At 45.3% G+C, this 13,632-nt stretch carries 2 protein-coding genes and 1 CRISPR repeat array; both genes read right to left on the bottom strand.

The features are described from left to right. Positions 1-54: 54 nt before the first annotated feature. Complete coding sequence (locus OEY58_05190) at positions 55-10,203, bottom strand: leucine-rich repeat domain-containing protein (GenBank protein ID MDH5324838.1); 10,149 nt, start codon at positions 10,201-10,203, stop codon at positions 55-57. Positions 10,204-10,642: 439 nt separating this feature from the next. After that, a complete protein-coding gene (locus tag OEY58_05185; GenBank protein MDH5324837.1) occupies positions 10,643-12,160 on the bottom strand; it encodes a SulP family inorganic anion transporter in 1,518 nt (505 codons plus the stop codon). Positions 12,161-12,410: 250 nt separating this feature from the next. Continuing rightward, positions 12,411-12,840: a CRISPR direct-repeat array (repeat unit 26 nt; unit sequence GCATAGGGGTCAAGTCGCTTGCTTCA). Between the last annotated feature and the right edge of the window lie 792 nt (positions 12,841-13,632).

The raw sequence follows: 13,632 nt of genomic DNA, 5'->3' as shown, positions 1-13,632 counted from the left end.
GTGTTTCAATATTACAGGAATGGGTAGGGACGAACTCGCCCCTACCCTATTAGTTTATGGTGCACAGCTTGTTGGAGCAATATGGTTCACGCCCGCCGCGGTTAACGCACTCAAGTCCGCACAAGGAATTCCAGTATTACCCTGCAGATAGATGTTGAACACATTAGTGAGCACAGCCAGACTGGCCACACCGGTGGTCACAGCGTTGTTTTGCAGATCCAGATAATACGGTCGGGTCAGACCACTAAGTGGCGATACGTCCACAATACCACTGCCGGAAGCATAGAAATAGTTGATATTGGTCAAAGTGGACAATGCGCTGATATCGGTTAAAGCCGGCATACTTCTTAACTCCAGGCGACTGATTGTAGTGAAGCCCGACAACGCAGCCAAAGAGTTGTCCGCTATGGTGGAACTGTTTAAATAGACACTGGATAACGCCGGCAAATCCAACATACCTGTTAGAGTCGTAATGGTAGAACTATTCAACCGCAAGCTTGACAATCTAGGCTGACTGGTTAACCCGCTCATAGACGTATAGGTATTTCCGGAAGCATCGAGATAGCTCAAGTTTGCCAAAATAGGCATTCCGGTAAAATCCGAAATGGCCGTTCTATTTATCGACAAACTGTTTAGCTGGGCATACTCCGGCATACCGGTTAGTGAAGTAATACCTGTAAATCCTAAATTAAGACTTCTTAAATTGGGCATTTGGGGTATTCCAGCCAAACTGGTCAATGAGGAGTTGGAACTGAAGCTTACCGTAGTGACTGTAGACAAAACTGCCGGTAAACCCACCAAACTGCTCAGAGAGCTATTATTGTATATGCTCAAATCGGTCAAACTGGGTAGATCGCTCATTCCCGACAAACTGGTTAGAAACGAATTGCTGTTAATATTAAGTAACTCCAACAGCGGTAGTTGCGGCATACCTGCCAAACTGGTAAATCGGTTGCCTGATAGATCCAGGTTTAACAACGATGGCAATGCGGGCATGGTAGACAAATCCGCGATTTGATTGTACACCACATACAATTCCTCCAGCGCTGTTTTACCGGCCAAAAATCCCAGTGAACTGAACGAATTCGAGCTGGCATCGAGATATCGCAGATTTACCATAGCGCTTAGTGCCGGGGTGTCAGTATCCGTCAAACCCACACTTCGAATATCGAGGCGTGTCATAGCGGTTAAGTTGGCCAACGCAGTGAAATCTGTGATGGTACTATTGCTGGTTAAATCCAACTCCTGTAATGCAGTCAATCCGCTTAACGAGCTAATGCTCGCCAATTGATTGGAACGCAAGTTTAAGCGTTGCAGTTGTGTAAATCCGAGTCCGGTATTCGAATCGTACAAAACGCTAATATCGGTCAACGTATTGCCCGTCAAATTTAACGACTTCAGTGAACTGAATACAGGTAGATTCGCAATATTCGCTCCCAGTCCATTATAGGACAAGTCCAAATATTCCAGGTTAACCAGAGGCGCCAAAACGCTGTGGTTTGTAATGGGATTATTGTACAAAATCAACGATTTCAATCCGGTAAGAGACGCCAGTTCACTGACATCCGTCAACTGCATGGATGCAAGCGACAAGGTCTCCAAACTTCTGAGCCCGGCTAACGGAGCAAGCCCGGATACCAACGGAGTGGAACTCAAGGATAGAGTGCGAAGGTTTACAAGTCCACCTATCCCGGTAATGTCAGTTATGCTGTAACAACTCAATGTCAATACTTCATTGGCGTATACCGGGTCCGGATTGGGCTGGTTGACGCAGTTGAGAAGATTAGCATCGGTTATACCAAGTGACGATATTAAGACCGGATTGGGGTCAATGGTCAGAGTCACCACGGCGGTGGCCGTCAGGGAACTTCCGTCGCTGATAGTGTAGGTAAAGGTATCATTGGTAATACTCAAATCAGTCGGAGGAATATATAGAACCCGACCATTGTTGATACCTACAGAACCACTGGTGGGAGTGCCAACTGCGACAACTCGTAAGCTATCCCCATCAAGATCCGAATCATTGAGAGTAAGGTTCATGCTCAGGGGAATACCGGCATAGACTACAAAGCTATCATCTTGCGCCACTGGTGCGTTTTCACAAACATCACCAATGTTATTATTGTTTCGATCCAACTGATCAGGGTTGGCAATTACAGGACAGTTATCAGCATTATCACCCACTCCATCAGCATCGCTGTCTAACGACTCGCTGGGATCCAGCGGAAGTGCGTCCACAACGTCCAGAACGCCATCACCGTCATCATCTGTATCTGCGTTATTTCCGATACCATCACCGTCCGTATCCAACCACTCGGTAGGATCGTTCGGAAACGCATCAGTATGGTCTGCAACTCCGTCAGAATCCGTATCGATAAAACACTGAGCCGGTGCCGTATGGCGAATATTTGCAGCGGTCAAAGCATCCAGATCAGTACACGGAATATTGATGTTACCGGATAGATCCAATGTGTAAATCTGATTCAAACCGACCAAACTACCAACACCCGTTCGAATATCGTTGTTGGACAAATACACATAAGAGGCGCTGGTCCAGTTCGCAACCACGGATACGTCTGTAATGAAATTGTTGTTCAAGTCAATATTGTTTGCATACGGAAGATTCGACAACGGAGAAATATCTCTGATACCGGAACCATCCATGCTTAAGTATTGCAGTGAGTTCATTGTAGACAATGGGCTGATAGAGCCATCAATAACCACCGTGCCATGCATCCTGAGAGTACTCAGTACGGGTAAATTGGCCATACCGGTCATGGTCCCAATGGATCCATATTGCAATGACAGAGTATTCAAGCGTGGCATATTGGATATCCCGCTCAAGGAGTCATACGTGTTGCTGTCTCCGTACAAGCTGACCAGTGCCGGAAGCCCTGAAAGGCCGGTCAGATCCACAAAACCGTTGGAATCAATTCGCATCGACGTCAGCTTGGGATGCAAGGGCATACCGGAGAAATCATTCAACCGGTTGCTGCGTAAATCCATGTAGTCCAACTCCGGTAGCAAGGGCATTCCTCCGAGCGAAAACAAGGAATTATTTCTTACATCTAAACGCTTTAACAATGGCAGCGCCGGTAAGTCTGAAAGGCCTACCAACCAATTATTGTACAAATTAATATTTTCCAGTTTGGTGTTGGTTGCAAGAAAAGCCAAATTCGTGATTTTATTGCTTGTCATGCTTAAAATTTTAAGTTCGCTTAGATTTTGGAAAAAAGCTCCCTGATTACCCGTAAAACCCGTACCGTCTATAAACAGTGACTCTAGCTGAGTCATAGTCGCCAATGAGGAGAAATCCGCTACCGGGTTTGATCCTATTTCCAACCGTTTCACCCCAGTTAAAGTGGCGAGTACACTAATATCGCTTATTGCATTGCCGGTTAAACCTAAATCCTGTAATTGGGTCATTCCGGAGAGTGCAGAAATATCGGATATAGACTTATAACGCAAACTAAGCTTAGAAAGCCGGGCTAGAGACGAGAAAGGAGTAAGCGTCCCGGTAAGTACACCGTTGTAAAAGTTAGCCGTTGCCAGATTAACCAATTGTTCAATACCGGTAAAGTCAGTCACGTTAAAACAATGACTTGTCGGGCTAATGGCAAATACCTCGTTGGCATAGGTAGCTCCGGAAGCATTTACGCACGTCTGCAGTTGAGCGTCATTAAATACTACATTACTCAACAGTGTTGCAGTGGCTACTATATTGATATTTACGGTTGCCGTAGAAGTACCGGTCGCAGTCCGGTCGCTGACTGTATAGGTAAAACTGTCTGCCCCGGTAACACCGGTATTGGGTGTATAGCTCACAACAGAGTTTGTGATGTTAACCACGCCATTGGCAGGTGCGGTAGCCAAACTGACAGTCAAACTGTCACCATCAGCATCAACATCATTGCTCTGTACGTCCAGCGTTAGAGCGATATCCTGATACACGGTGTATGAGTCATCCGCGGCTACTGGAGCAGATTCACATATATCTCCAACACGGTTGCTATTGGCATCCAATTGGTCGGGATTCACAATAGTTGGACAATTGTCACCGTTATCACCAACACCATCCCCGTCAGTGTCAACTGATTCGTTGCCATTCAACGGAAATAAATCAATAACATCAGGTACCCCGTCGCCATCATCGTCTGTGTCTGCATTGTTCCCAATACCGTCACCATCCGTATCCAACCACTCTGTAGGATCATTGGGGAAGGCATCAGAATGGTCGGCTACGCCATCACCGTCTGCATCTGTAAAACACAAATTGGAGCGTGAGAACCGAACCCCTGCATTGCTGAGGATATCCAGATCACCACAAGGAATGTTGTCATTGCGGCGCAAATCGATATAGGAGTTGGTCAACGTCACCAAATCTGCCACACCGGTTCGAATCTGGTTGTCGTATAGATACAGACTGCGCAAGTTTGTCAACGCACTGAGAGGCGATACATCGACGATTTGGTTATTGTTTGCATCTAACTCGGTTAAGGACACCATCAGATTGATACCTTGTAGTGTATCAACGCCGGAATTCCTTATATCCAGGAAAGTAATTGTCTGAAACGCTGCCAGTGGAGAGAAATCCACATTTCCTATTTGTGCGCTGAATGTTACATCCGTGAGCTTGGGCAAATTAGCCATACCGTCCAAGCTTTGTACAGTAGTGCTGACATCCAGAAAACTAAGGTTTGGCAGGTTTTCGATTCCCGAAAGATCTGCAATTGTCCCGTTACTCACATCCAGAGAAACCAGATTGTTTAACGTTGGTAATCCCACCAAACTCGTCAAATCAACACTACCGACGTCCAGGTTAGTCACTCTAGGTTGGGATACCATGCCAGACAAATTAGTATAAGTATTGTATGACACATACAACCGTTCCAGTTTCTGCAACTGCGGAATAAGAGAAATGTCACTCAACTGGTTACCGCTGATGTTCAGATGCACCAGATCGGGCATATTGTTCAAATAGCTGAAATCACTGATTCCGTTGGAATACAAATCCAGGCTCTGCAGATTTATCAACCCTGACAGAATGGACGGTGCGTTAGCTGCAATTCCGTTATTGCCCAAACCTAATCTGGTCAAATTAACCAAACCGGCAATAGCGGAGTGATCACTTATACCGGCAATTCCGTTAAGTTCAAGCGCTTGCAGTTGCGGGAAGTTTGTCACTACCGAAACATCACTAATAGGCGCGTTCATCAGTTTCAACGTGCGTAGATTGCTCATAGCGCTAAGCGGCGTAATCGATTGAATCGGATTGCCTGCCAAATCCAGATTAATCATAGCTGTCAGTCCCGACAGCGCACTAATGTCGCTTATGTTTTTAGACAATAAACTCAGATGACTCAAGTTGGTCAGTCCTGAAAGAGGCCCCACTCCGGCCACACTAACGTTCCCATAACTAGAATATAGTTTGCTGAGGTTAAGCAGATTTTCTATGCCGGTAAAATCCGTTACATTGTTACAAGTAAGCGAGAATACCTCATTGGCATAAACCGGATCAGGATTGGGTTGATTAATACAGCCGATTAACCGTGTATCATTAAACGTAATGGAGCTGATAAGAACCGGGGTAGCCACTACGTTAATAGATACCGTCGCCGTGGAAGTCACACCGGCTCTACCATCGTGCATAGTATAGGTAAAACTGTCCAACCCAAGATAGGCTGCGCTAGGTGCATAACGAACTTTATCGCCCTGGATTACTGCTATTCCATTGGTGGGAGCAGAAACAGCCGATACCACTTTTGTACCACCGTCAAGGTCCACATCATTAACCAACACATCAATTAGCAACGGAATGTCCTGATACACAGTAATGCTGTCGTTACTGGCCTGCGGTTGACCTTCACAAGCATCACCTACATTATTTCGGTTTACGTCTGTTTGATCCGGGTTCGCTAAATCTCGGCAATTATCGCTGCGATTACCGATACCGTCCCCATCAGTGTCCTCAAATTCATTCGCATTCAAGGGTAAGGCATCTACGTTATCCGCAAAGCCGTCACCATCATCATCCGTATCCGCATTGTTACCGATTCCATCGCCGTCTGTGTCGTATTGTTCGGTAGGATCGTTGGGGAATGCATCTTCATAATCCGCCACACCATCTCCGTCTGCATCCGTGAAGCACAGGCTGGGTGCGCGATAATTTATCGTAGCTGCAGTGAGGATGGTCAGGTGTTCACAAGGAATCCCGTTATTTCCAAATAAATCAACATATGAATTTGTCAGCGCGACAAAGGCATCCACACCGGTGGTAATTTGATTGTTCGAAAGATTCAGCGTACTCAAACCCGTTAGCGCAGCCAGAGGGGCAACATCCGTGATTTGGTTGTTCTGCAGATTTAACCGTACCAAATTGGAGAGACCGCCAATGACTGCCACATCTGTGATACCCGATCTTTGCAAATACAAGTTCTGCAAGGCATTAAGAGATCCCAGATGTGAAAAATCCCCGTCAGTAACGCCGCTATCGTTTAAATTCACATACGTCAAGGATGGGAGATCCAGTATTCCCAAGAGCGAACCAATTGTGCTGTTGCGTATGTATAACTGAGTGAGTTTTGGAAATCCGGACATTCCATTAAGGTTTGTCAGATTGACATTGTTTGCACTCAAACTGATTAGAAATCTTTGTTTTGGTAAGGAACTGAAATCCGTCAGCGCCGTATCACTGGCGGACAAATACAGCAAGTTGGGCATCAACTGCATCCCTTGCAGCGTGCTAAGAGCCGGATTGCCACTAATGTTCAAAGAAGCAAGACTTGGGAAGTAAGGCAATCCATTCAAACTTGTAATTTGGCTGCCACCAATTACAAGGGAAGACAGTTTTGGTAAAGCGGAAATACCTGTCAGGTCAGTTAGATTAGCGCTACCTGAAAGATTTACCGTTTCCAGACGATTCAGACCTGTTAGGCCTTGCAAATCAGCTATCAGCGTATTACTAGCTACCAAATAGCGCAAATTCACCAAGGAACCGATACCCGACAGATTGATAACCGGGTTATCGCTTATATGAAGTGTATTCAAATTACTATAAGCTGAAATCAGACCCAGACTGGTCAAATTGTTATTTCTTATATCCAAATTCTCCACTGTCGTCAACGCGGCTGGGACACTCGCATCCATCAAGCCCACGTTGTTAATGGAAAGGGTTCTAAGAGCCGTAAGACTGGCAAGAGGCGAATAGTCCGTAACACCGACGTTACCCGTGAGAACCAGATTTTCCAGTCTTGTTAAAGTTGTCAATGGTACCAGTGAAACTATTCCTGGATTACCGGATATGTTTAAGTGCTTCAAGTTAACCAGGGAAGACAGGGCGGCGATGTCGGTTAGCCCTTTATTTCTAACGTCCAATCGAGTCAAACGGGGTAATGAGGTTAAAGGTGTCAAATCGACAGGGGCTCCAGAATATAATTGAAGCGTTGCCAAATTCGTCAAACTTTCAATACCGGAAAGATTTGAGACAAAGTAACAATTCAAGCTGGTTACTTCGTTTACATATCGATAGCCCGTTTGACTGATGCAGGAGCTTAAGTAATTGTCCGGAATGATTAACGAAGACAGCAACACAGGACTGGCCAATACGGTCAACGTTACCGTAGCGCTAGCTCTGTATGCAGGATTGGTTCGTCCATCACTAATAGAATAGGTAAAAGTATCGGTACCTGTGTAACCGGTATTGGGTTTGTAAAGGAGCTGGCCTCCCTTAAGCAGAACCACACCATTGGTAGGCGCCGTGGTGGCTACAACTGAAAGCGTATCGCTATCGAAGTCGTAGTCGTTATTTTGCGGTAGTAGATACGCTGGAGTATCCATGTAAACATCAAAACTATCATTGACTGCGACCGGTACCGGTTCGCACGCATCACCCAATCGATTATAGTTTTCATTGAGTTGATCAGTGTTGGCAAGCGTTGGGCAATTATCAGAATTATCGCCTACGCCATCAGCGTCAGTATCTGCCCATTCGGAGCCGTCGGTTGGAAATGGATCATTGGCATCGAGAATACCATCATTATCCGCATCGGTTTCCAGGCTGTCAGCAATACCATCACCATCAGAATCTGCTGAAAGTGCCGGATCATTGGGGAATGCATCCAAGTTGTCGGCAACTCCATCGCCATCACTGTCCACGAAACAGACACCGCTATGGTCTACTACGTCATTACCCACAGCAGCGACTAGTGTGTCCAGGTTAGCGCAGGGAATATCATTATTTCCCCACAAGCCGATGTATTGAGCATTGATCAATGAAACGAGAGACTCCACGCCACTTGTTATGGAGTTCTGCCCCAAGCTCAGAGACACCAGTGCAGTATTGGCGGCGAGTGAACCAACATTCGTTAGGTTATTCGATCCCAATTCCAAGTTAGTGAGATTTACTAACGATGATAAATCACCCAAAATCGATATCTGGTTTCTGGAAGCATTAATCCGAGTAAGCCCTGCAAACCCCGACAAAACACTAGTGTTTGGAATCGCGTTATTGTAAATATTGATTTCCTGTAGTGACGGCAGGTTGCTCAATCCGGAAATATCAGAAATATTGTTACTACTTGCCTGTAACATGGTGAGTGCCGGTAGATTGGAAATACCGTTCAAGTTCTCCAGCAAGTTCCCTCTGATCTCAACTACTTCCAGGCTCTGCAATCCGGTTAATGCGCTGACATCGGTCAAAATATTGTCATTGACGTTTAAATTAACTAGCGCATTTTTACCGGAGAGACCGTTCAAATCACTCAAGAAATTGTTGCGGAGATTTAAAGTTTGCAGATCGTTCAATAAGGTGGCCCATAGAGAGCTGGAAATCAGGTTGCTGTTCAGGTCCAAATGTTTCAAACGGACTAACTGAGACAAAAAGGAAGCATCAGAAATATTGAGTCTACTGAGATTTAACTCTTCCAAATTCACCAATGGTGCGATTGGACTAAAGTCCGTGATGTTATTCCCTGCAAACTCAAGACGGGTCAGTGTTGTCAATCCGGAAACGGAACTAATGTCCGTGATTCCGTTGTATCGCATATCCAGTACTTTCAAGTTAGGTTGATTAGCCAGCATTGAAAAATCGGAAATACCCGTACTGCTAAGATCTAATGTGTGAAGACTGGGTAACACCGGCAAACTACTCAATACCGCGTCTCCGCTCAGATCCAAAACTGCCAGAGAGGATTGGCCGGCAAGAAAGGACAAATCCCCAAATCCCCAACCTAATTGAAGTGCCTTGAGATTGGCAAGGTTGCTCAGAGTTTGCATATCGGTGACGGTAGTCTCACCACGCAAACTTAAGTATTTCAAATTATCTAACTCGGCTAATGCGGCAACCGATGAAAAATCGCTTACGTCAACTTCCAGGTGTTCCAATTTCTTAAGAGATGATATATGAGACAAAGCCAGTCCCGGCATGTAGTTTATCTCAAGAATTTCAAGATTACCCATGCCTTCCAGCAAATTGGAGGAAGAACCGTCTCCGTTCTCAATATCATACAATTCCAAATATCGGAGACTGCGCAAACCTGGAATAGCTACCAAGCTTCTGTAATCTGCCCAGTCCACCCGTATGTGGGAAAGATTGTTTAGCTGATGGAGAACTGAGTAATCAGCTACCTCTGGATAACTCAACTCCATGCTGACCAGATTTGCTAAATGTTCGATTCCACTGAGATCCATTAATTCGTCGCAATAGGAAAGGAAGAATACTTCGTTCGCATTGACCGCCTGGTAGTCGTTGTTTTGTATACAACTGAGTAATCCTTGATTAGACAAATTTAATGAGGCTATAGTCACCGGTTGCTGGTCTAAAACATCGAGATTTACTTTATGGGTCTGCTCACGGTAAGTGTATCCTTTCATATTAAAAGATACTCGATAGATAAAACTATCTTGACCAACAAAGTCAGTTTGCGGGGTGTAAACCCACATACCCATATTTTCATCCAGAACCAAGGTTCCCGAAGCGGGTTGGGATTCAATTGTAAATTGGTAGCTGTTTTGCCCACCCTCATACCAATACATCCCGTATGCGGCCGATATACTGATATTTAAAGGTGTGTTTTTATATACCGTTAAAGCCATTTCAGGCGCAGGCGCCAAACCAGGCCCGGCTCCACCACCACCGCCTCCACATGCGCTTAGCAAGGCGAATAAGAATATGAATAGAAGTCGGACTGCGGAACTTAAATACATTAGTATTCCTCTCTGATACTACCGAATCTTGTTTAAACTAATTTCGAGTGGAATAATCGAAGAAGTAAAACTTGATAAAAACAGTAAGTTATTGTGTTTTATGTGCTTTGGTTTTGTATCATAAAGTGACAGGCTGTCACAATATAGAATATGTAGCCGAGTATTAATAGGATGGATTTATCCGACGAACGGTAACTTTCTCCGTGCTAATTCCAGTGGATAAACCTTGCAAAAACAGAGTCAATATCGTAACGCATCATAATGCTTATGAATGCTATGGATATATCGATAGTTCCTGTGCCTAAACAGTTTCCCGCCTTTACCTTTGACACATCTGGGCCGAACCGTAAAACTCAAAAATGTGAATTGTACGATATCATAATGACCCCGACGCTGGGTTTTTAACGCTCTCTATATCCATAAAGTATTGAGGAATAACTTAGGCCAATTGATCGTTTACCACAAAGTAACGCGGATCTTCCATCACATTAACCTCCACGAGATCACCCGCTTTCCTCAATAATAGACGACACTCTGGACTTAGATGTTTTAAATGCAGCGATTTCCCGGCTTGTAGGTATTTTTCCGCCAGATTATCTATGGCTTCAATGGCAGAGTGGTCAGCCACGCGCGAATTGCTGAAATCGATAACTACATCTTTCGGGTCATTTTCGGGATTAAACAGCTCCATAAAACTTTTCACAGAACCGAAAAACAAGGGACCATTCAATTCGTAGACCCGAGTACCTTTTGCGTCATCATAGCCCTTAACATTGATGTGTTTGGCGTGCTCCCACGCAAAAGCTAAAGCCGACACAATCACCCCAACTACCACCGCCACGGCCAGATCGGTAAACACGGTCACCGCTGATACCAGGACCAGAACAAAAGCGTCGGTACGGGGAATTTTCTTAAAAATACGCAAGCTGGACCATTCAAAAGTGGCAATCACCACAATAAACATCACCCCCACTAAGGCAGCCATGGGAATAATTTCGATTAAAGCCGACGCAAACAAAATAAAGCACAACAAGAATAGCGCGGCTGAGACGCCTGATAAGCGCTGACGACCACCGGAGTTAACATTAATCATACTCTGACCAATCATGGCGCAACCGCCCATGCCGCCAAAAAAACCGGTAACCGTGTTGGCAATACCCTGCCCCATGCATTCGCGGTTTCCGCGACCGCGGGTATTGGTGACATCATCAATTAATGTCAGTGTCAGTAGCGATTCGATTAAACCCACAGCCGCCAAAATCACGGAATACGGTAAAATGATCATCAGGGTATCTAAATTAAAGGGCACATCGGGAATATTGAAGCTGGGAAACCCTCCTTCAATGCGAGCCAAATCACCTACCGTGTTGGTAGGGATATCAAAACCGATAACTGTTATGGTGACAACCACAATGGCGGCCAGTGCCGCCGGTACTGCCGTGGTCAGCTTTGGCAGCCAATGTATGATGGCCATTGTTAATAGCACTAACCCTGAAAATATGGCTAACGACGACCCACTCAACCAACTGCCATCAGCACTTTGAAAATGTTGTAACTGGGACAGAAAAATAACAATAGCCAGGCCATTAACGAAACCCAGCATCACCGGATACGGTACGATACGGATGAACTTACCCAGGCGCAGTGCTCCAGCGGACATTTGCAATAAACCGGTCAAAACCACTGCGGCAAACAAATACTGCACTCCGTGTTCTGCCACCAAAGCAACCATCACCACGGCCATGGCACCGGTAGCCCCGGAAATCATACCCGGACGCCCACCGAACAAGGCAGCCAGCAACCCCACCATAAAGGCAGCATACAAACCAACCAGCGGCTCCACCCCTGCCACAAAGGCAAACGCCACCGCTTCCGGCACCAATGCCAATGCCACCGTCAGCCCCGACAAAAGTTCGTTTTTCACACACACCCGGCTTGCGCAACCTAATTTGAACATCCACTTCCCCGAAGTACAAACAAAAGCCGACTATTATATCAGGAAATGCTAATATTTAGTACTGTAGAGCCCTCTTTATTTCATACTGTTTCCATGGGTCCGCTTTACACGGATATGGAGTCGTGACAATGCGGTGGTGGTCAATTCGGAAATCAAACGACTAGGCAATTGCACCTATTCTCAAATTTGGGCTCTTGCGGGGAACTGCTCTTTATTTTCGTGAAAAGAGCATAGGGGTCAGAGCATAAGAGCATAGGGGTCAAGTCGCTTGCTTCATAAAGGAGGCATAGAGGCATAGGGGTCAAGAGGCATAGGGGTCAAGTCGCTTGCTTCAAAAAGCATAGGGGTCAAGTCGCTTGCTTCATAAAGGAGGCATAGAGGCATAAAAGAGGCATAGGGGTCAAGTCGCTTGCTTCACAATACTTGATACAATCTTTTCTATTTTCCTCACAAGGTCAAGCATAGGGGTCAAGTCGCTTGCTTCATAAAGGAGGCATACAGAAAGAGGCAGGTCAAGCATAGGGGTCAAGTCGCTTGCTTCACAATACTTGATACAATCTTTTCTATTTTCCTCACAAAGAGCATAGGGGTCAAGTCGCTTGCTTCATAAAGGAGGCATAGAAAGAGGCATAGGGGTCAAGGCATAGGGGTCAGGCATAGGGGTCAAGTCGCTTGCTTCATAATACTTGATACAATCTTTTCTATTTTCCTCACAAAGTTCTCGTCTTCTTTCTTTTTCTTTCGTATCTGATGCGTGATAAAACTCACCGATCCTATATGGCCGAGGTTAAATTGATACGCTATGTTCACTAGCTTTTCCGATGCCAGCTCCTGACTCAAGTACATAGCTATCTTCCTTGCTTCATTTCCTTTATGGGGGCCCTTAACTACTGTAGTTAGTTTCTCAGGTTCTACGCCATAATACTCCGATACCCCTAATATCACATTTTCCATGGACACGTCCTGCAGAATTGCTTTTCCTTTCTTTTCTGGTTCTAGTTCTGGAAGTAGTTCGTCGTATATCCACTCTTTGAATTCTTTATTACCGATAACTGTCGCGCAGTTACCTCGATTATAATATTGCAATATCTCTGCATCACTTCCAGAAGCTACATAGTTTTCATACCCTCTGTATTTTTGTTTTTTACCGAGTAAACCATAGGTCATTTCTTGGTCTAACCAATCTGGTGGTTTTGCTTTCCCTATGTAGGCTGGATAGCTCGACCACTGAAATTCCTCCAAACTGGACACCAGAGGTCGTTTCATATCGATTGGATTTCTGTGGATATAGCGGGATAGTTGTAATAAATAGGCGTCGCGATCCACCAATATCGCTTTGTATCTACCTCGAAACAACGGGCCGTCTGTCCGCTTTAGGTGGTTGTAACGCTGTGTGTAAACCCCATTGATATGGCGCATAATTCGACCTAAATTGGCGTTGGGAGTCTCGATAAGCAAGTGATAGTGGTTAC

The organism is Gammaproteobacteria bacterium (assembly GCA_029882975.1).
In the GTDB taxonomy this organism is placed as follows: Bacteria; Pseudomonadota; Gammaproteobacteria; order SZUA-152; family SZUA-152; genus JAJDNG01.
This window is presented reverse-complemented; position numbering and strand designations above follow the sequence as displayed.

Excerpts from the sequence above, each read along its gene's own strand:
- OEY58_05185 (MDH5324837.1), bottom strand. The coding sequence starts at position 12,160 with ATGTTCAAATTAGGTTGCGCAAGCCGGGTGTGTGTGAAAAACGAACTT.
- OEY58_05190 (MDH5324838.1), bottom strand. The coding sequence starts at position 10,203 with ATGTATTTAAGTTCCGCAGTCCGACTTCTATTCATATTCTTATTCGCC.